Annotated in this window: 20 protein-coding genes; 11 read left to right on the top strand and 9 right to left on the bottom strand. The window is 70.0% G+C overall.

Translation table 11 applies throughout. The features are described 5' to 3' along the window. Positions 1-806, top strand: an 806-nt coding sequence (locus ABDW35_RS13490; protein ID WP_343714386.1) for an FAD-dependent oxidoreductase, incomplete at its 5' end; no start/stop codon positions are given. Positions 807-872: 66 nt separating this feature from the next. Continuing rightward, positions 873-1259 carry a hypothetical protein gene (locus ABDW35_RS13485; protein ID WP_343714385.1) on the top strand — a complete coding sequence of 129 codons (387 nt, stop codon included), beginning with the start codon at positions 873-875 and terminating at the stop codon, positions 1257-1259. Here the strand turns inward: ABDW35_RS13485 and ABDW35_RS13480 are convergent. Continuing rightward, on the bottom strand, positions 1256-2092 hold the full coding sequence (locus tag ABDW35_RS13480; protein WP_343714384.1) for an AraC family transcriptional regulator: 837 nt from the start codon (positions 2090-2092) through the stop codon (positions 1256-1258). The two genes, ABDW35_RS13485 and ABDW35_RS13480, sit on opposite strands and share 4 nt — an antisense overlap. A gap of 183 nt (positions 2093-2275) precedes the next feature. Here ABDW35_RS13480 and ABDW35_RS13475 point away from each other — a divergent pair, with 183 nt between their 5' ends. Next, positions 2276-2686, top strand: coding sequence for a DUF2000 domain-containing protein (locus ABDW35_RS13475; protein WP_343714383.1), 411 nt, complete (start codon positions 2276-2278; stop codon positions 2684-2686). Positions 2687-2923: 237 nt separating this feature from the next. After that, entirely contained in the window at positions 2924-4168 is a 1245-nt protein-coding gene (gene dinB, locus ABDW35_RS13470) for a DNA polymerase IV (RefSeq protein WP_343714382.1), read from the top strand. On the opposite strand, the gene ABDW35_RS13465 is transcribed toward dinB, so the two are convergent. Further along, positions 4165-4653 carry a MarR family winged helix-turn-helix transcriptional regulator gene (locus ABDW35_RS13465; protein WP_343714381.1) on the bottom strand — a complete coding sequence of 163 codons (489 nt, stop codon included), beginning with the start codon at positions 4651-4653 and terminating at the stop codon, positions 4165-4167. The genes dinB and ABDW35_RS13465 overlap by 4 nt on opposite strands. 189 nt (positions 4654-4842) lie before the next feature. Between ABDW35_RS13465 and ABDW35_RS13460 the strand changes: the two genes are divergently transcribed. Then, positions 4843-6183 carry an MFS transporter gene (locus ABDW35_RS13460; protein ID WP_343714380.1) on the top strand — a complete coding sequence of 447 codons (1341 nt, stop codon included), beginning with the start codon at positions 4843-4845 and terminating at the stop codon, positions 6181-6183. 3 nt (positions 6184-6186) lie between these two features. Here ABDW35_RS13460 and ABDW35_RS13455 read toward each other — a convergent pair whose 3' ends face one another. Continuing rightward, positions 6187-6768 (bottom strand): helix-turn-helix domain-containing protein, encoded by a 582-nt coding sequence (locus ABDW35_RS13455; protein ID WP_343714379.1) that lies wholly within the window; start codon positions 6766-6768, stop codon positions 6187-6189. Positions 6769-6878: 110 nt separating this feature from the next. Between ABDW35_RS13455 and ABDW35_RS13450 the strand changes: the two genes are divergently transcribed. Further along, positions 6879-7823 (top strand): NAD-dependent epimerase/dehydratase family protein, encoded by a 945-nt coding sequence (locus ABDW35_RS13450; protein WP_343714378.1) that lies wholly within the window; start codon positions 6879-6881, stop codon positions 7821-7823. Between the two features lie 13 nt (positions 7824-7836). On the opposite strand, the gene ABDW35_RS13445 is transcribed toward ABDW35_RS13450, so the two are convergent. Together ABDW35_RS13445 and ABDW35_RS13440 are read right to left on the bottom strand one after the other, a co-directional pair. Continuing rightward, positions 7837-8466: a peptidylprolyl isomerase gene (locus ABDW35_RS13445; protein ID WP_343714377.1), complete on the bottom strand. Its 630-nt coding sequence runs from the start codon at positions 8464-8466 to the stop codon at positions 7837-7839. Between the two features lie 80 nt (positions 8467-8546). Continuing rightward, on the bottom strand, positions 8547-10166 hold the full coding sequence (locus tag ABDW35_RS13440) for an acyl-CoA synthetase (protein ID WP_343714376.1): 1620 nt from the start codon (positions 10164-10166) through the stop codon (positions 8547-8549). Between the two features lie 189 nt (positions 10167-10355). On the opposite strand from ABDW35_RS13440, the gene ABDW35_RS13435 reads away from it, so the two are divergent. After that, positions 10356-12251, top strand: a complete 1896-nt coding sequence (locus ABDW35_RS13435) for a propionyl-CoA synthetase (protein WP_343714375.1) — start codon at positions 10356-10358, stop codon at positions 12249-12251. A 317-nt stretch (positions 12252-12568) separates the two neighbouring features. On the opposite strand, the gene ABDW35_RS13430 is transcribed toward ABDW35_RS13435, so the two are convergent. From ABDW35_RS13430 to ABDW35_RS13420, 3 genes are all read right to left on the bottom strand, one after another. Next, positions 12569-13030: an Hsp20 family protein gene (locus tag ABDW35_RS13430; protein WP_343714374.1), complete on the bottom strand. Its 462-nt coding sequence runs from the start codon at positions 13028-13030 to the stop codon at positions 12569-12571. A gap of 166 nt (positions 13031-13196) precedes the next feature. Continuing rightward, positions 13197-13979: a 3-hydroxybutyrate dehydrogenase gene (locus ABDW35_RS13425; RefSeq protein ID WP_343714373.1), complete on the bottom strand. Its 783-nt coding sequence runs from the start codon at positions 13977-13979 to the stop codon at positions 13197-13199. Positions 13980-14033: 54 nt separating this feature from the next. Next, on the bottom strand, positions 14034-14216 hold the full coding sequence (locus ABDW35_RS13420; RefSeq protein WP_343714372.1) for a DUF1192 domain-containing protein: 183 nt from the start codon (positions 14214-14216) through the stop codon (positions 14034-14036). 190 nt (positions 14217-14406) lie between these two features. Here ABDW35_RS13420 and ABDW35_RS13415 point away from each other — a divergent pair, with 190 nt between their 5' ends. Both ABDW35_RS13415 and ABDW35_RS13410 read left to right on the top strand, forming a co-directional pair. Further along, positions 14407-15408, top strand: a complete 1002-nt coding sequence (locus ABDW35_RS13415; RefSeq protein WP_343714371.1) for an NAD(P)H-quinone oxidoreductase — start codon at positions 14407-14409, stop codon at positions 15406-15408. Positions 15409-15556: 148 nt separating this feature from the next. Continuing rightward, a complete protein-coding gene (locus ABDW35_RS13410; protein ID WP_343714370.1) occupies positions 15557-16150 on the top strand; it encodes a DUF1013 domain-containing protein in 594 nt (197 codons plus the stop codon). Positions 16151-16232: 82 nt separating this feature from the next. On the opposite strand, the gene ABDW35_RS13405 is transcribed toward ABDW35_RS13410, so the two are convergent. Further along, the gene (locus ABDW35_RS13405) at positions 16233-16400 is read right to left on the bottom strand and encodes a YdcH family protein (protein WP_343714369.1); all 168 of its coding nucleotides are present in this window, start codon (positions 16398-16400) and stop codon (positions 16233-16235) included. 245 nt (positions 16401-16645) lie between these two features. Between ABDW35_RS13405 and ABDW35_RS13400 the strand changes: the two genes are divergently transcribed. Next, on the top strand, positions 16646-17383 hold the full coding sequence (locus tag ABDW35_RS13400; protein WP_343714368.1) for an acetoacetate decarboxylase: 738 nt from the start codon (positions 16646-16648) through the stop codon (positions 17381-17383). 78 nt (positions 17384-17461) lie between these two features. Then, positions 17462-18078 (top strand): patatin-like phospholipase family protein (locus ABDW35_RS13395; protein ID WP_343714367.1); only part of this gene is annotated, 617 nt, incomplete at its 3' end.

Raw genomic sequence — 18078 nt, 5'->3', positions numbered from 1 at the left:
CGGCACGGGACAACGGCCAGACAGGCGAGGACGACGCCATGCGGCCGCAGACCGCGGACGAGGCGCGGGCGCTGGAGCCGGAGGTCGCCTGCACCGCGGCGCTGTTGTCGCCGTCCACCGGCATCGTCGACAGCCACGGCTTCATGCTGGCGCTGCTGGGCGACGCCGAGGCCGGCGGCGCGATGATCGCCTATCACAGCCGGCTGGAGTCCGCGGCGGTCACGCCCGACGGGCTGCACCTGCAGGTCGCCACCGAGGAGGGCGGCATGGAGCTGCTGGCCCGCCGGGTGGTGAACTCGGCCGGCCTATCGGCGCCGGCGGTCGCCCGCCGCATCGCCGGGGTGCCGGAGGCCGCGGTGCCGCAGCCCTTCCTGGCCAAGGGCAACTATTTCGGCCTGTCCGGCCGCCCGCCCTTCCGCCACCTGATCTACCCGGTGCCGGTTCCCGGCGGCCTGGGCACCCATGCCACGATCGACCTGGGCGGCCGGGTGCGCTTCGGCCCCGATGTCGAATGGGTCGAGGAGGTGGATTACCGGGTCGACCCGGCGCGGGCGGAGAGCTTCTACGCCGCCATCCGCCGCTACTGGCCGGCGCTGCCGGACGGGGCTCTGCAGCCGGACTATTCCGGCATCCGCCCGAAGATCACCCCGCCCGGCGCCGCCGCCGCGGATTTCGTGATCCAGGGGCGGGAGGGGCATGGCGTGCCCGGCCTGGTCAACCTGTTCGGCATCGAGAGCCCGGGCCTGACCTCGAGCCTGTCGATCGCCGAGGAGGTGGTGGCGCGGCTTGGGCTGGCGGGCGCGTAGCCGGCGCAATCTCGCCGCATTCCTCGGGCCGTATCGATCGGAACCGTGTTTGCGAGGGGATGCGCCATGAGACCTGCCGCCGTCATGCTCGCCGCCGGCGTCGCCCTTCTGGCCTCGACGGCCGCCTGGGCCGCGCCGCCGGCCGAGACACCGGCCGCGCCCTTGTCCTGCGGCGGGTCCGAGCCATTCTGGAGCCTGACCCTGGATGCCGGCGGGAAGGCCCGGTTCTCCGATGGCGACGGCCGGGAGCTGTCCTCCCGCTACACGCTGCAGCCCAGCCGGAACACGACGCTGATGGCGGGCGCGACCTTCGGCCCCGGAGGCTCCCTCCGCGCCGTCATCATCAACAACGCCTGCGTCGAGGACATGTCGGACGGCGAGGGCGGCTTCGTCTACGAGATCGCGGTCTTCGATGGCGACCGGCTGCTGTCCGGCTGCTGCAAGCCGGGCTAAAGGCCGGGGCTCGCCCCTCGCGCGGCCCGCTGGAATGCGCCGGGGGTGATGCCGTAGGCGCCCTTGAAGCGGCGGGTCAGGTGGGCCTGGTCGGTGAAGCCGGTGGCCGCCGCCACCTGGGCCGGGGCCTCGCCCGCCGCCAGCATCCGCTTCGCCCGCTCCAGCCGGATCCAGCGCAGATAGGTCGCCGGCGCCGCGCCGTAGCGGCGGGTGAAGGCACGGGACAGGTGGAACCGGCTCAACCCGGCCACGGCCGCCAAGTCCTCCGCCGTGATGTCCTCGCCCATATGGGCGTGCAGATGGTCGCGCGCCCGCGCCAGCGCCGTGTCGGCGGGACGGGACAGGCCGGGGGCCGGCGCCCCGGCCTGGCGGCGGGCCAGGCCTACCACCATCGCCGCCAGCGCCTCGGACCGCGCCAGCGTCGCCCCCGGCTCGGCGAAGGCGTCGGCGGTGCGGGCGATCAGCGAGGCGAGGACCGGATCCTCCGACAGGATATTCGGGAAGGCCAGCGCCCAGGGCGGACGGATGCCGGCGTCGTCGAGCACGGCCGCCACTGTCTCCGGCGCCACATAGAGCATCCGGTACAGGAAGCCCTCGGCATTGGTCGCATGGCCGTCATGGATCTCGGTCGGGTTGAAGGTGATGATCGATCCCGGCCGGGTACGGTGCGTGGCGCCGCGGCAATGAAAGCTCTGCGACCCTTCCTCGGTCAGGCCGATGGCATAGGTCTCGTGCGCGTGCCGCTCATAGCAATGGGCGGTGAAATGGGCGCGGAAGCGCTCGACGCCGAAGCGCCGGTCCAGCCCGAGCGTGACCCATTCACCGCTGTCCATGGCCGTATCCTAGGCCGCACCGGGGGCCGCCGCCACAGCACGATCGTACAAGCCGGGCGGGGCCGCCGTTGAATAGCTTGCGTGCATTCCCTCTCCGTCATTCCCGCGCAAGCGGGAATCTCTTCGGGATTCCAGTGAGATCCCCGCTTCCGCGGGGATGACGGGGGTGTTTGAGGAGGATGCATGCGGTTCGACACCAAGATCGCCGTCGCGTTGCGCGAGGACCTGCCGGTCTGGCAGAAGCTGAACGTGGCCGCCTTCACCGTCAGCGGCCTGGCCGGCACGAAGCCGGAGCTGGTCGGCGCGCCCTATGAGGACGGCTCCGGCAACCTGTACCTGCCGATGTTTCGGCAACCGGTGCTGGTCTTCGCCGGCCCGGCGGAGGTGCTGAAGGCGGCGCATGCCCGGGCTCTGGCCCGCAACCTGCGCATCGCCATCTACACCGCCGAGCTGTTCGCCACGGGGTATGACGAGGCCAACCGCGCCGCGGTCAAGGCGGTGCCGGGCGACGCGCTGGACCTGGTCGGCTTCGCCATGCATGAGGACCGCAAGGATGTCGACCGCGTGCTGAAGGGGCTGTCGCTGCATCCGTGAGGGTGGACGAAAGGGACAAACGACACCCTTCATTGTCATCCTCGGGCTTGACCCGAGGATCCAGGGGCTTTCAAGAGCCGCTCTCGGTGGCCCCTGGATTGCCGGGTCAAGCCCGGCAATGACAAAGGAGGATGAGGGCAGTCGTTCCCCGCATCCGACAACCGGCCAGCTTGATCATTTCGTAGATTTGTTCCATATTTGTTCCTATCCGGAACAACGCCGCGGACCGCCGGCGCGATGGACGCCACCATTCTCCATGCCGATCTGGACGCGTTCTACGCGTCGGTGGAGCAGCTGCTGGACCCGGCGCTGCGCGGCAGGCCGATCGCGGTCGGCGGCGGGGTGGTGCTGGCCGCGTCCTATGAGGCCAAGGCCTATGGCGTGCGCGGCGGCATGCCCGGCCGCCGGGCGCGGGAGCTGTGCCCGGGGCTGATCTTCGTCGGCGGCCATTTCAAGGAATACCAGCGGCTGGGCGACGCCGCGATCGGGGTGCTGGGCGACTTCACGCCGCTGGTCGAGCGGATCTCGATCGACGAGGCCTTCGCCGACGTCGCCGGCTGCACCCATCTGTTCGGCCCGCCGGCCGAGATCGCCGCCGCCATCCGCCACCGGGTGCGGGCGGAGCTGGGGCTGCCGATCTCGATCGGCGTCGCGCGCACCAAGCACTTGGCCAAGATCGCCTCGCAGGTGGCCAAGCCGGACGGGCTGGTGGTCGTCGACCCGGCGGCCGAGCTGGCCTTCCTGCACGATTTGCCGGTGGAGCTGATGTGGGGCGTCGGCCCGGTCAGCAAGGCGCGGCTGGCCGACAGCGGCATCCACACCATCGGCCAGTTGGCGGAGACGCCCGGCCGGTCGCTCGAACGGCTGCTCGGCCATGCGGCCGGGGAGAAGCTGGCGGCGCTGGCCTGGAACCGCGACCCGCGCGAGGTGCGCACCCATCGCCGGGCGCAATCGGCCGGCGCCCAGTCGGCGCTGGGCCGCAAGCCGGCCGAGGAGCGGGTGTTCGTGCCGACGCTGCGGCATCTGGCGGACCGGGTGGCCACGCGGCTGCGCGCCAAGTCCCGCCCCGGCCGGACGGTGACGGTGCGGGTCCGCTTCGCCGACCTGCATGCCGTCACCCGCTCGGTGACGCTGGACGCTCCGGTCTCCGCCACCACGATCCTGGCCGAGATCGCGGAGGAGCTGGTGCGTGCTGTGCTGGCCGACCATCCGCGGGAGCGCTTCATCTCGCTGCTGGCGATCTCCGTCTCGCATCTGGAGCACGAGCCGGCAATGCAGCTGGACCTGCCGCTGGGGTTGGCCGACGAGCGGCGGCGGCCCGGCAGCCGCAAGGGCAATGCACGCTGGCTGGCCGACCGGGCGGTCGACCGCATCCGCGAGCGCTTCGGCTGGGACGCGGTCGGCTACGGCTCGGTGGCGCTCGGCGGCGCCCGCTCGGTCCCCGACGCCTTCCGCGAGCTGGCGGAGAAGGACCTGGGCTAATCCTCCCCGGCCGCGTCGGGCGGCGTGCCGAGGCTGGAGACGCGCGAGTCGAGCTTGCGCAGCAGGCGGCGCAGCAGCTCGCGCTCGCCGGGCTCGAAGGCGGCCATCAGCTCGGCCTCGATCTCCTGCGCCAGCGGCACGATCGAATCGTAGACCCCGCGGCCAGCGCCGGTGAAGTCGAGCTGGATCAGCCGCTGGTCGGCGGGGTGGGTGCCGCGGCTGAGATAGCCGGCCGCGATCAGGCGGCTGACGGCGCGGCTGACCTTGGCCTTGTCCATCGCCGTGCGCTCGCAGATCTGGTTCGACGACAGGGGCGCGTAGCGGCCCACCATCGCCATCACCCGCCATTCCGGGATGCTGAGGCCGAAGGCATCGGCATAGCGCCGGGCGAAGGTGCGGCTGACCCGGTTGCTGACCACCGACAGCTCATAGGGCAGGAACGCCTCGAGATCGAACTGCGCCGTCCGCACCGCCTGGTCCCGCATCGCCGGCCTCCCCGCCCGCTTGACATTCGTTTCATATGAAACGAGATTGATTTTTCCTTCAAGACAATCCGGCCGCCGCGCGACGGGCGCGGCCGACGGAATGTCCGACCATACGCAAGGAAGCGGCGGCGGCAAGCCCGGCGCACGGCAGGGGTGGACTGCCGAAACCAAAGGATGAGGGGAGGATCCATGGCCCAGACGACCTCGATCGCGGAGCGCGTGCGCCTACTGTTCGCCAGCGCCGTCGGCACCATCATCGAGTGGTACGACTTCTTCATCTTTGCCTTCTGCGCCGTGCTGGTGTTCGACAAGGCGTTCTTCCCGGGCGAGGACCGGCTGGCGGGAACCATGGCGGTGCTGGGCACCTTCGCCATCGGCTTCCTGGCCCGGCCGCTGGGCGGCATCCTGTTCGGCGCGCTGGGCGACCGCATCGGCCGCAAGAACGCGCTGGTGGTCAGCCTGCTGATGATGGGCGCCGCCACCTTCGCCATGGGCCTTCTGCCGACCTATGCCACCGCCGGGGTGCTGGCGCCGATCCTGCTGGTCACCCTGCGCGTGCTGCAGGGCATCGCCGTCGGCGGCGAGGCCACCGGCGCCCTGCTGATCGTCGCCGAATCCATGCCCGGCAGGCGGCGCGGCTTCTGGACCAGCTTCCCGATGATCGGCGGCCCGGCGGCCAATGTCCTGGCCGCCGCCACCATCGGCGCCCTGACCGCGCATTACGGCGAGGCCGGCTTCGCCGAATGGGCCTGGCGCCTGCCCTTCCTGTTCTCGATCGTGCTGGTGCTGCTGGGCCTGTGGGTGCGGCGGCGGATCGAGGAATCGCCCGTCTTCGCCGAGCTGGCGGCCCAGCGCCGCGCGGTGCCGGCGGCGCCGCTGGCCGAGGCGCTGCGCAGCCACTGGCGGCCGATGGGCCAGGTGTTCCTGGTGAAGGCGGCGGAGAACACGCTGTTCTACCTGTTCACCACCTTCTTCCTGGTGCTGGTGGTGCAGTTTCTGAACCTCGCCCGCGGCGTCGGGTCCGACGCGCTGTTCTGGGGCTCGATCCTGGAGGTCGCGGTGATCATGGCGGCGGCCTGGGTGTCCGACGTCGTCGGCCGGCGGCCGGTGATGCTGCTGGGCCTGATCGCCGGCATCGGCGCCGCGGCGTGGCTGTTCACCCTGCCGCCCGGCACGGCGCCGGAGACGGTGCTGCGGGTGACGCTGCTGACCCTGACCTGCCACGGCATCATCGTCGGCAGCATGTCGGCCTGGTTCACCGAACTGTTCCCGACCCGGGTGCGCTACACCGCCATGTCGGTCAGCTACCAGGTCGCCTCGGTGGTCGGCGGGTCGGTGGCGCCGCTGATCGGCACCGCCCTCTTGGGCTGGACCGGCACGCCGCAATCCGTCGCGATCTACGCCGCGCTTATGGCGGTGCCCGGCATCCTGTGCGTGCTGCTGTCGCGCGAGACCCGCGGCACCGACCTGGCGGCGGTGGAGGCGGACACCGCACCGGCGCCGGCCGTCCTGGCGGAACGGCCGCGCTAGCTCTCAGCCGGCCAGTTCCCGCTCCAGCGCCCCCTCGACCAGGTCATCGGCCGGGGTGCGCAGGAAGCGGTCGCAGGTCAGCTTCAGGCTGACGATGCCGTGCAGTGTCGCCAGGAACACCTCGGCCCGCCGGTCCGGCGCCGCCGCGCCGAGATCGGCGAAGGCCTGCACCAGCGCCAGGAAGGCGCGCGTGCCGGGGCCGTCCGGGTCGTCGATCGGCCGGTTCCGATAGATCTCATCGAGCAGCTTCGGCTCCTCCATCAGGATCAGCCGATAGGTCTCGCGCTGCTGCAGCCCGAAGCCGACGAAGGCCCGGGCCAGCGCAGCCAGCCGGGCGCGCGGATCGGCGATGCCCGCCGCCGGCTCCAGCTCCGTCCACAGCGCCTGATAGCCTTCCAGGCACAGCTCGCGCGCGATCGCGTCGCGGCCGGCGAAATGCAGGTAGATCGTGCCCGGCGCGTATTCCACCGCAGCCGCCAGCTTGCGCATGGTCAGCCCCTCGAATCCCTCGCGCAGCGCGATCTCGCGCGCCGCGTCGAGGATGCGCCCGCGCAGCGCCGCCTTGTCGCGCGCCCGTCGTTCCATCGTGCCCATGCCGGATGCTGGCCGATTGACCCGGCCGGCGTCAACGCGTATATGAACGCTGTTCAATGAACATTGTTCATTAACAGATCGACGTTCATGGAGACGTCCGGATGAGTGGGATTGCGTTGTTCGGCGCGGCCGGCGCCGTCGGCCGCAGCATCGCCGCGGCGCTGCGGGCGGAAGGCCGGCCCTATCGCGTGGTCGGGCGGTCGCGCCCGGCGCTGGAGCGGGAGTTCGGCGCCGACCCGCTGGCCGAGATCGCGACCTGGGATCCGGACGACCCGGAGTCGGTCCGCGCCGCCGCCCGCGGCATGGACACGATCGTGCATCTGGTCGGCGTGCCCTATCACCAGTTCCGGCAGCATCCGGTGGTGATGCGCCAGGTGCTGGACGGCGCTGTGGCCGAGGGCGTGGCCCGGCTGCTGCTGATCGGCACGGTCTATCCCTATGGCCGGCCCCGGACCTTGCCGGTGCGCGAGGACCATCCGCGCGAGCCGCACACCTTCAAGGGCCGGATGCGCAAGGCGCAGGAGGATTTGGTCCTGGAGGCGGATGCCGCCGGCCGGATCCGCGGCGCGGTGCTGCGCCTGCCGGATTTCTATGGCCCGGGGGTGGATCGCAGCCTGCTGCACGACCTGTTCCAGGCCGCTGCGACGGGCCGGCGGGCAAAGATGATCGGCCCGATCGACCGGCCGCATGAATTCGCCTTCGTCCCCGATATCGGCCCGGTGGTCACGGCCCTGACGGCACGGGAAGAGGTCTGGGGCCGGGTCTGGCACCTGGCCGGCCCCGGCACCAACACCCAGCGCGAGGCGGCGGCCCTGGCCTTCGCCGCGTCCGGCCGCACGCCGAGGCTGATGGTCGCCGGCAAGACCATGCTGCGCCTGGCCGGGCTGTTCGACCCGCTGATGCGCGAACTGGTCGAGATGCATTATCTGCAGACCGACCCGGTGATCATGGATGACAGCGCGCTGCAGGCCCTGATCGGCCCGGTCCGCAAGACGCCCTATGCCGAGGGCATCCGCCGCTGCGTCGAGGCCGCGGCGGCCAGGTAACCGGAAGCCCCGGTCAGGGCAGCCGGCGGGCCTTGAGAATCGGGATCGGCGAGGCCAGGCGGTCATCCGCCTCGGCCTTGGCAAAAATCTTCCGCACTACATCCATGCCGTCGACCACTTGGCCGAAGGCGGCAAAGCCTTGGCCGTCGGGGTTGCGGCGGCCGCCGAAATCCAGCTCCGGCTGGTCGCCGATGCAGATGAAGAAGGCGTTGCTGGCCGTCCCGGGCGCCAGCCGCGCCATCGACAGCGTGCCGTCCTTATGCCGCAGCCCGGTGACGCTGGTCGGCTCATGCGCGATCGGGGGCAGCGGCGGCGGCGCGTCGTCATTGCCGTCGGGCGCGCGCCAGCCGAACTGGATCACCTCGATCTTGGCGCGCACGGTGTCGGGCTGGTTGGCCATCGAGACGATGCGATAGACGGACTGGTTGTCGAGCAGCCCACGGTCGACATAGGCCAGGAAGTCGGCGGCGGAGAGCGGGGCGCGGTCGGGATAGACCTCGACCGTGAAATCCCCGAGCGCAGTCGAGATCACGACCCGTGGGGCCGACGGAGTCGCAGCCCATCCCGGCGCCGGCACCAGCGGCAGCGCCGCGAGCCCGGCCAGGACCGCGCGTCGGTCCGGCCGATCGTTCGAACGGGTCATATCCTTCCCCCTGCGGCAAACATGATGGTCACCGCAGTTGGATGGACCGGCGGCCGGCGGTCAAGACCCGCCGAGCCCGCCTACAGCCCCCGCGCGCGGTCGCGCAGCACGAATTTCTGGATCTTGCCGGTGGAGGTCTTGGGCAGGTCGCCGAACGCCACCGTCTTCGGGCATTTGAAATGGGCTAAGTGCTGGCGCGTGAAGGCGATGATCTCCGCCGCCGTCGCCTTGGCCCCCGGGCGCAGGGTGACGAAGGCGCAAGGCGTCTCGCCCCATTTCTCGTCCGGCCGCGCCACCACCGCCGCCTCCAGCACCGCCGGGTGGCGGTACAGCACGCCCTCGACCTCGATGGTCGAGATGTTCTCGCCGCCGGAGATGATGATGTCCTTCGACCGATCCTTCAGCTCGATATAGCCGTCCGCGTGCATGACGCCGAGATCGCCGGTGTGGAACCAGCCGCCGGCGAAGGCCTTGGCGGTGGCCGAGGGGTTCTTCAGATACCCCTTCATAGTAATGTTGCCGCGCATGAACACCTCGCCCAGCGTCTCGCCATCGGCGGGCACCGGCGCCAGGGTGTCGGGGTCGGCCACCATCAGCCCTTCCTGCACCACATAGGGCAGGCCTTGGCGCGACTTCAGCCGCGCCTGCTCCCCCGCCGGGAGATCGTCCCATTCCGGCTTCCAGTCGCAGACCACGGCCGGGCCGTAGACCTCGGTCAGGCCGTAGACATGGGTGACCTTGATGCCGAGCCGGGCCATGCCCTCCAGCACCGCCGCCGGCGGCGGCGAGGCCGCGGTCATCATCTGCACCGCCTGCGGGAAGTCGCGCCGCTCGCTCTCAGGGGCGTTCAGCAGCATGCCCATGACGATCGGCGCGCCGCACAGATGGGTGACGCCATGATCGGCGATGGCGGCATAGATCTCCCGCGCCGCCACCCGGCGCAGGCAGACATGGGTGCCGGCCATCGCCGTGATCGTCCAGGGGAAGCACCAGCCGTTGCAGTGGAACATCGGCAGGGTCCAGAGATAGACCGGATGGTGCGGCAGGGCCCAGGTGACGACGTTGCCGAGGGCGTTGAGATAGGCGCCGCGATGATGGGTCACCACGCCCTTCGGGTCGCCGGTGGTGCCGGAGGTGTAGTTCAGCGCGATCGCGTCCCATTCGTCGCCGGGCATCACGCCGGCCCAGGCCGGGTCGCCCTCGGCCAGGAATTCGTCATAGGTCAGGCCCCCCACCGGGCCGTCGGTGCAGGCCGGGTCGACGATGTCGACCACCAGCGGCGGCGCGTCGAGCTGCGCCAGCGCCGCCCGCACCACCGGGCCGTATTCGCGGTCGGCCAGCAGGACCTTTGTCTCGGAATGGCGCAGCTGGAAGGCGATGGCGGCGGCGTCGAGCCGGGTGTTGAGGGCGCACAGCACCGCGCCGGCCATCGGCACGCCATAGGTCGCCTCGAACGTCTCCGGGATGTTCGGCGCCATCACCGCGACCGTATCGTTCTTGCCGATGCCCCGGCGCGACAGGGCAGAGGCCAGGCGGCGGCAGCGCTCCGCCGTCTCGCGCCAGCTCCGCTTCACCTCGCCATACACGACGGCCGTGCGGTCCGGATGGGCCAATGCAGCGCGGCCGAGGAAGGAGATTGGCGTCAGCGGCACGTAGTTGGCCGGGTTGCGGTCGAGATCGGTGTCGTAGGCGTGCGGCATCGTCGGGCCCCCTGGTGCGGAGACATTCTGGCACCGCCCAGCGTGCAGCGGAACGGCGGGATCGGGCTCCGCCCGCCGCGGCCGGCGGTGGCCGGAACGCGACACCGAGGGCACAGCCCTGGCATCGCCCTCTCGCCGCGAGAGCTCCACGGCGCTAGGCTTGCGGCAACAAAGTTCCGGGAGGACGCCATGGGTGCCTATGCCGAGGCCTATCGCCGCGCGCTCGACGACCCCGAGGGGTTCTGGGGCGAGGCCGCCGCCGCGATCGATTGGGACCGGCGCTGGGACCGGGTACTGGACGACAGCAACGCGCCCCTTTACCGCTGGTTCACGGGCGCCAGGCTGAACACCTGCCACAACGCGCTGGACCGCCACGTCGCCGCCGGCCATGGCGACCGCGTCGCCCTGATTTACGACAGCCCGGTCACCGGCACGGTGCGCCGCTTCACCTATGCCGAGTTGACCGACCGCGTCGCCCGCTTCGCCGGCGCGATGCGGGCCCTGGGCGTCGGCCCCGGCGACCGCGTGGTGGTCTACATGCCGATGGTGCCCGAGGCGGTGATCGCCATGCTGGCCTGCGCCCGGCTGGGCGCCGTGCATTCCGTGGTGTTCGGCGGCTTCGCTGCGCCCGAGCTGGCGTCGCGGATCGACGACTGCACGCCGAAGCTGGTCGTCACCGCCTCCTGCGGCATCGAGGTGACGCGGGTGATCGCCTACAAGCCGCTGCTCGACGCCGCCCTGGGCCTGGCCAAGCACAAGGTGCCGGCGACGGTGGTGCTGCAGCGGCCGCAATGCGAGGCGGCGATGATTCCCGGCCGCGACCATGACTGGGCGGCGCTGGAGGACACGGCCCAGCCGGCGGCCTGCGTTCCGGTGGCGGCGACCGACCCGCTCTACATCCTGTACACCTCCGGCACCACCGGGCAGCCCAAGGGCATCGTGCGCGACAATGGCGGCCATGCCGTGGCCCTGGCCCGGACCATGGGCGCGGTCTATGGCGTCAAGGCCGGCGAGGTGTACTGGGCCGCCTCCGACATCGGCTGGGCGGTGGGGCACTCCTACATCGTCTACGCACCGCTGCTGGCCGGCTGCACCACGGTGCTGTACGAGGGCAAGCCGGTCGGCACACCCGACGCCGGCGCCTTCTGGCGGGTGATCGCCGATCACGGCGTCAGCGTGCTGTTCACCGCCCCGACCGCCTTCCGGGCGATCAAGCGCGAGGACCCGCAGGGCGGGCTGCTGGCCAAATATGATCTGTCCCGGTTCCGCGCCCTGTTCCTGGCCGGCGAGCGCTGCGACCCCGACACGCTGACCTGGGCCCAGGGCCTGCTGGGCGTGCCGGTGGTCGACCATTGGTGGCAGACCGAGACCGGCTGGGCGATCTGCGCCGACCCGCTGGGGCTGGAGCCGATGCCGGTGAAGCCGGGATCGCCGACCCGGCCGATGCCGGGCTGGGACGTGCGGGTGCTGGGGCCGGACGGGCAGGGCCTGGCCGCGGGCGAGATCGGCGACCTCGCCATCCGCCTGCCGATGCCGCCCGGCGCGGCCCCCACCCTGTGGCAGGCCGAGGCGCGGTTCCGCAGCGCCTATCTGACGGCCCATCCCGGCTTCTACACCACCGGCGACGCCGGCTATATCGACGAGGACGGCTATGTTTTCGTGATGAGCCGGACCGACGACGTCATCAACGTCGCCGGCCATCGCCTGTCGACCGGGCAGATCGAGGAGGTGCTGGCCGGGCATCCGGATGTGGCGGAATGCGCCGTGATCGGCGCGGCGGACGCGCTGAAGGGCCAGGTGCCGCTGGGCTTCCTGGTGCTGAAGGCGGGGGTGGCGCGGCCGCATGAGGCCATCGCGGCCGAGGCGGTGCAGCGGGTGCGTGACCAGATCGGCCCGGTCGCCGTGTTCAAGACGGCGATGATCGTGGACCGCCTGCCGAAGACCCGTTCGGGCAAGATCCTGCGCGGGATGATGGCCCGGATCGCCGATTCGCTGCCCTTCGCCGTGCCGGCGACCATCGACGACCCGGCGATCCTCGATGAAATCCGCGTGACGCTTCAGCGAACCGGGTACGGACGCGGGTAACGTTCCCGCTTTCATCCGATCTAAAGCCCGGACGGCAACCCCCCATAAATATTACATTTTTAAGATCATTTATCGCTGTTGCAATTCCACGGCGGCCGACGGAACCGGGCGAACAGCTGAAAACCCTTCAAAACAAAGGGTTTTTCTGACCCAAACGAGTGCTTGACGGCGCGGCAAAATGGCTCTTATCGTCGCGCAATGCTCGAGTTGAGCAGGCGAGGCTTCAAAAAACGAGGGCCGCAGAAAGCGGCCCTCTTTTTTTGTCTCTCCACTCCGGAGAGGGGCGCTGCCGCAGCGGCGGCGCCCCATCCGGGAGATCAGGCGGCGATCTGCTTCGGCGCCTCGGTCGGGCCGACGGCGATCTTCACCGTGCGGGGCTTCTGCGCCTCCGGCACCTCGCGGACCAGCTCGATGTTGAGCAGGCCGTTCACGAGCGTCGCGCCGCTGACCTTGATGTAGTCGGCGAGCTGGAAGCGCCGCTCGAAAGCCCGGCCGGCAATGCCGCGATGCAGGAAGACCCGGCTCTTCTCCTCCTCGTCGGAGGTCGCCTTGGCCCGGACGGTCAAGGTGTTCTCGGAGGTCACGACCTCGAGGTCGTCCTCACCGAAGCCCGCCACCGCCATGGTGATGCGGTAGGCGTCCTCGCCGGTCTTCTCGATGTTGTAGGGCGGATAGGCCGGCGCCGCGGTGTCGAACTGCAGCGCGGAATCGAGAAGCCGCGACATGCGGTCGATGCCGATGGTCGAGCGGAACAGCGGGGACAGGTCAAGAGTACGCATGGATATCCTCCATTGAGCGATACCTGGGCGGCGCACCACATGGTCGCGCCGCGGTTTGCGATCGTGGCGACCCCGTCTGGGCGTCGCCACGATGCTGTATCTGGGGAGGATGAAATCCGGTTCAAGGGGGCGCCCCGCAGCACCCCAATCAAGCGAAAACGGCCGGTTACTGGGCGGTCCAGCCGCCGTCGACCGAGACGCTGGTGCCGGTGATCTGCTCGGCCGCGTCGGAGCACAGGAAGGCCACCGTGCCGCCCAGTTGCTCCGGCGTCACGAAGGTCATCGAGGGCTGCTTCTCGCCCAGAAGCTGCCGGGAGGCCTCTTCCTGGCTGATCCCCTTCTCGGCCGCGATCGCGCTGATCTGCTTCTCGACCAGCGGCGTCCGCACCCATCCCGGGCACACGGCGTTGCAGGTGATGCCGTTGCCGGCATTCTCCAGCCCCACCACCTTGGTCAACCCGATCAGCCCGTGTTTGGCCGCGACATAGGCCGCCTTGTGGGTCGACGCCACCAGGCCGTGGGCCGAGGCGATGTTGATGATCCGGCCCCAGCCCTGCTTCTTCATCTGCGGGATCGCCGCGGCGATGCCGTGGAACGCCGCCGACAGATTGATCGCGATGATGGCGTCCCACTTTTCGGCCGGGAACTCCTCTACCGGCGCGGTGAACTGGATGCCGGCATTGTTCACCAGGATGTCGACCCGGCCGAGCGTCTCGACCGTCGACGCGATCAGCCCGCGCACCGCATCGCCCTTCGACATGTCGGCGCCGTTGTAGACCGCGCGCACGCCGTGCTCGCGCTCGATGCCGCTGCGGATCGACTCGATCTCGCCGGCGTCGCCGAAGCCGTTCAGCACGATGTCCGCGCCCTGACCGGTCAGCACCTTGGCAATACCAAGCCCGATGCCGCTGGTCGATCCGGTGACGATCGCTACCTTGCCCTTCAACATGGGTCCGTTCCTTACGATGACGGGAGGGTGGAGTCTTCGTGGGCGCTCACTGTCTCAGCGCTTGAACAGCGCATCCGCGGCCGATTTGTGGCTCTGCTTTCCGGCGATCACACCGCGGGCGCGGGTGATCTCCGCCTCGAGCTCGGCGACATACTCCTCCAGCTCGGCGACCGAAAGGCCGTCCAGCGGCTTCGGCGGCGCCTTGCGCTGGCGCGGTTCGAGATCTTCCGGATCCATCGGCCATCTCCTTCGGCAGCGGATGGACAATCCTCGCGGGCGGCGCGAGGATCGGCAAGCCCGGAGCGTGAGCACCGGAGCGCCTTCACTGTCGACGGGCGACCTTAGGCCGCTCCATCCGACGCCCGGATGACGGCTGCATGACATTTCGGCCATCATCCGGCCCCTCCCGTAGACAGGGCGAGAGCCGATGACCAGCGTCCTTCCCGAGACCATGACCACGATCGTGATCGAGGCCCCCGGCGGGCCCGAGGTGCTGAAGCCGGCGACCCTGCCGGTGCCGTCGCCCGCGGCCGGCGAGATCCTGATCCGGGTCGAGGCCGCCGGCGTGAACCGGCCCGACGTGCTGCAGCGCCGCGGCTTCTACAATCCGCCGCCGGGCGCCAGCCCGCTGCCGGGGCTGGAGGTCGCCGGCACCGTCGCCGCCCTTGGCGCGGACGTCTCGGGCTGGAGCGTCGGCGACCCGGTCTGCGCCCTGGTCGCCGGCGGCGGTTATGCCGAGTACTGCGTCGCCCCGGCGCCGCAATGCCTGCCGGTGCCGAAGGGCCTGTCCGCGGCCGAGGCGGCGGGGCTGCCGGAGACCTTCTTCACCGTCTGGACCAATGTCGTCGACCGCGGCCGGCTGCAGGCGGGCGAGCGCTTCCTGGTGCATGGCGGGTCCAGCGGCATCGGCACCACCGCGATCCAGCTGGCCAAGGCCCGCGGCGCCACCGTCTTCGCCACCGCCGGCAGCGCCGAGAAGTGCCGCGCCTGCCGCGACCTCGGCGCCGATGTCGCGATCGACTATCGCGAGCAGGACTTCCTGGCCGTGGTGAAGGAGAAGACCGGCGGCCGCGGCGTCGACCTGATCCTCGACATGGTCGGCGGCGACTACGTCGCCCGCAACATCGACGCGCTGGCGGTGGACGGGCGGCAGGTCAGCATCGCCTTCCTGAAGGGTTCGAAGGTCGAGATCGACCTGCAGAAGGTGATGGCCAAGCGGTTGACCCTGACCGGGTCGACCCTGCGGCCGCGCAGCGTGGCCGAGAAGGGCGCCATCGCCGCAGCGCTGAAGGCCGAGGCCTGGCCGCTGATCGAGGCCGGCCAGATCAGGCCGGTGATCCACGCCACCTTCCCGCTGGCCCGCGCGTCCGAGGCCCATGCGCTGATGGAATCGAGCGCGCATGTCGGCAAGATCGTACTCCTCGCTTGACTTGCGGGCGCGACATCCCTAGGTCCAGCACCTTAGGGCGGCGCCGCGCCGACCCCGCTCCCCTCCCTTAAGCGCGAGTGCGAGAGGACAGGCCGGCCCCAAAAGGCCGGTCGCGGCGGGATCGCTTTGCGCAGAGGAGACCGAGAGGATGAACAAGCAACCGCTGATGCCGAAGGCGACTGCCGTCTGGCTCGTCGAGAACACCTCGCTCAGCTTCGACCAGATCTCCGCCTTCTGCGGGCTGCATGAGCTGGAGATCCGGGCGATCGCCGATGGCGAGGTCGCGATCGGCATGGTCGGGCTGGACCCGATCGTCAACGGCCAGCTGACCCAGGCCGAGATCGACCGGTGCCAGGCCGACCCCAGCGCCCGCCTGCGCATGGCGGTGTCGGACATGCCGCAGCCGGTCGCCCGCTCCAAGGGCCCGCGCTACACGCCGGTGACCAAGCGCGGCGACAAGCCGGACGCCATCGCCTATCTGCTGAAGGAGCATCCGGAGCTGTCGGACGCGCAGATCTGCAAGCTGATCGGCACCACCAAGCCGACCATCCAGGCGATCCGCGACAAGAGCCACTGGAATTCGCCGAACCTGAAGCCGCGCAGCCCGGTGATGCTGGGCCTTTGTTCCTACATGGAGCTGGATGCGGCCCTGACCAAGGCCCGTGCCAACCTGCCGCCGGGCGCGATCCCGACCCCGACCGTCAACTTCGACGAAGAGGTCGAGGAGAGCCACGAGGACTGAGGCGCGACTCGGGGCCTGAAACGACAAGGGCGGCGCCCCCCGGCACCGCCCTTTGGAATTTCGGAGATCCGTGATCTCTCCGTCAGGCGTGATCCAATCGCGCCATCTCATCCTTCAGTCTCAGCTTTTCCTTTTTCAGCCGGACGATCTCGATTTCGTCGGGTAGCGGGCGGTGGATCGCCTCTTCCAATGTGCGATCCAGGGCGGCGTGCTTTGTCCGAAGCGCTTCGATACGCTCTGCAACGGCCATCTCTCGCTCCTCTGTTAAAGCTGGACAGTGAGTTCAGCCCCTCCTTTTTCCGATATGTTACGCCCCGATGTCGGATGCAAGTCAACGAGGCTTCTATTCCTGATCCCTCGGCGAGACATTCGGTCGCCCTCCCCGGCACCCGGTATCCCGGGACATGAAATTTCCTTAACGGCGCGCTTTCCGACTCCTCCCGCCGCTTCGCTCGGCTAGTCTTGTGCAGTGCACAACAGCGAGGATGCAGTGCCATGGATGCCGAGACCGTGCGGAAGACCGCCTTCGCCATGCCGCTGACCAGCCCAGCCTTTCCGCCCGGGCCGTACCGCTTCGTCGACCGCCAGTATTTCATCATCCGCTACCGCACCGACCCCGAAGCACTGCGCCGGGTGGTGCCGGAGCCGCTGGAGATCGTCGAGCCGGTGGTGAACTACGAGTTCATCCGCATGCCGGATTCGACCGGCTTCGGCGACTATACCGAGAGCGGCCAGGTGATCCCGGTGCGCTACCAGGGCCAGATGGGCGGCTACACCCACCAGATGTTCCTGAACGACCATCCGCCGATCGCCGGCGGGCGCGAGCTGTGGGGCTTCCCCAAGAAGCTGGCCCAGCCGACCCTGGCGGTGGAGACCGACACGCTGGTCGGCACGCTCAACTACGGCTCGATCCGCATCGCCACCGGCACCATGGGCTACAAGCACCGCACCCTGGACCTGGCGGCCGAGGCCAAGGGGCTGGCCGCCCCGAACTTCCTGCTGAAGATCATCCCGCATGTCGACGGCAGCCCGCGGATCTGCGAGCTGGTGCGCTACTATCTCGAGGACATCACCATCAAGGGCGCCTGGACCGGGCCGGCGGCGCTGGACCTGTACCCGCATGCCCTGGCGCCGATCGCCGAGCTGCCGGTGCTGGAGGTGCTGTCGGCCAAGCATCTGGTCGCCGACCTGACGCTCGGCCTCGGCACCGTCGTGCACGACTATCTCGCCTGAAGGACGCCGGGGTACGGTTCGCCGCGCCCCGCCTGTTATAGTGCGGGGCCGGAGACCCGGCCCCGAGGAGAAGGCTGAATGCGTGGCGTGAAACGGAAGCAGGCGCGCAGCGCCCCGGGGCAGGTCGAGCGGCCGCCCTACGACGTCGTCGCCCTGGTGCTGCAGGGCGGCGGCGCGCTGGGCGCCTACCAGGCCGGGGTCTATGAAGGGCTGCACGAGGCCGGCATCCGCCCGACCTGGCTGGCCGGCATCTCGATCGGTGCCCTCAACACCGCGGTGATCGCCGGATCGCCCGAGGATGAGCGCGTCGACCGGCTTCGCGAGTTCTGGGAGACCATCTGCGCCATCCCGGTCGAATGGCCGGCAAGCGAGGGGCTGGCCGAGTCGCTGCCCTTCGCCTTCGACCTGCGCTCGGCCCACAACGCGGCGGCGGCGATGCGGGCGCTGTTCCAGGGCCAGCCCGGCTTCTTCAAGCCGCGCTTCCCGCCGCCCTTCCTGTCGCCCTTCGGCGGCGACGCCGCCACCAGCTTCTACGACACCAGCCCGCTGCGCGACACGCTGGTGCGGCTGGTCGATTTCGACCGGCTGAACTCCGGCGAGACCCGGGTCAGCGTCGGTGCGGTCAATGTTCGCACCGGCAACTTCGTCTATTTCGACACGGCCGAGCGCCGGCTGGGGCCGGAGCATTTCATGGC

The organism is Inquilinus sp., assembly GCF_039594555.1.
Taxonomy (GTDB): domain Bacteria; phylum Pseudomonadota; class Alphaproteobacteria; order DSM-16000; family Inquilinaceae; genus Inquilinus.
Note: the sequence above shows the minus strand (reverse complement) of the source record. Positions and strands in the feature narration are given on the sequence as shown.

What these genes read in the sequence shown, in the direction of transcription:
- ABDW35_RS13410 (WP_343714370.1), top strand. Translation starts at nt 15,557, where the DNA reads ATGAACAAGCAACCGCTGATGCCGAAGGCGACTGCCGTCTGGCTCGTC.
- ABDW35_RS13420 (WP_343714372.1), bottom strand. Translation starts at nt 14,216, where the DNA reads ATGGATCCGGAAGATCTCGAACCGCGCCAGCGCAAGGCGCCGCCGAAG.
- ABDW35_RS13475 (WP_343714383.1), top strand. Translation starts at nt 2,276, where the DNA reads ATGCGGTTCGACACCAAGATCGCCGTCGCGTTGCGCGAGGACCTGCCG.
- dinB (WP_343714382.1), top strand. Translation starts at nt 2,924, where the DNA reads ATGGACGCCACCATTCTCCATGCCGATCTGGACGCGTTCTACGCGTCG.
- ABDW35_RS13405 (WP_343714369.1), bottom strand. Translation starts at nt 16,400, where the DNA reads ATGGCCGTTGCAGAGCGTATCGAAGCGCTTCGGACAAAGCACGCCGCC.
- ABDW35_RS13430 (WP_343714374.1), bottom strand. Translation starts at nt 13,030, where the DNA reads ATGCGTACTCTTGACCTGTCCCCGCTGTTCCGCTCGACCATCGGCATC.
- ABDW35_RS13425 (WP_343714373.1), bottom strand. Translation starts at nt 13,979, where the DNA reads ATGTTGAAGGGCAAGGTAGCGATCGTCACCGGATCGACCAGCGGCATC.
- ABDW35_RS13465 (WP_343714381.1), bottom strand. Translation starts at nt 4,653, where the DNA reads ATGCGGGACCAGGCGGTGCGGACGGCGCAGTTCGATCTCGAGGCGTTC.
- ABDW35_RS13400 (WP_343714368.1), top strand. Translation starts at nt 16,646, where the DNA reads ATGGATGCCGAGACCGTGCGGAAGACCGCCTTCGCCATGCCGCTGACC.
- ABDW35_RS13480 (WP_343714384.1), bottom strand. Translation starts at nt 2,092, where the DNA reads ATGGACAGCGGTGAATGGGTCACGCTCGGGCTGGACCGGCGCTTCGGC.
- ABDW35_RS13440 (WP_343714376.1), bottom strand. Translation starts at nt 10,166, where the DNA reads ATGCCGCACGCCTACGACACCGATCTCGACCGCAACCCGGCCAACTAC.
- ABDW35_RS13485 (WP_343714385.1), top strand. Translation starts at nt 873, where the DNA reads ATGAGACCTGCCGCCGTCATGCTCGCCGCCGGCGTCGCCCTTCTGGCC.
- ABDW35_RS13435 (WP_343714375.1), top strand. Translation starts at nt 10,356, where the DNA reads ATGGGTGCCTATGCCGAGGCCTATCGCCGCGCGCTCGACGACCCCGAG.
- ABDW35_RS13460 (WP_343714380.1), top strand. Translation starts at nt 4,843, where the DNA reads ATGGCCCAGACGACCTCGATCGCGGAGCGCGTGCGCCTACTGTTCGCC.
- ABDW35_RS13455 (WP_343714379.1), bottom strand. Translation starts at nt 6,768, where the DNA reads ATGGAACGACGGGCGCGCGACAAGGCGGCGCTGCGCGGGCGCATCCTC.
- ABDW35_RS13450 (WP_343714378.1), top strand. Translation starts at nt 6,879, where the DNA reads ATGAGTGGGATTGCGTTGTTCGGCGCGGCCGGCGCCGTCGGCCGCAGC.
- ABDW35_RS13445 (WP_343714377.1), bottom strand. Translation starts at nt 8,466, where the DNA reads ATGACCCGTTCGAACGATCGGCCGGACCGACGCGCGGTCCTGGCCGGG.
- ABDW35_RS13415 (WP_343714371.1), top strand. Translation starts at nt 14,407, where the DNA reads ATGACCAGCGTCCTTCCCGAGACCATGACCACGATCGTGATCGAGGCC.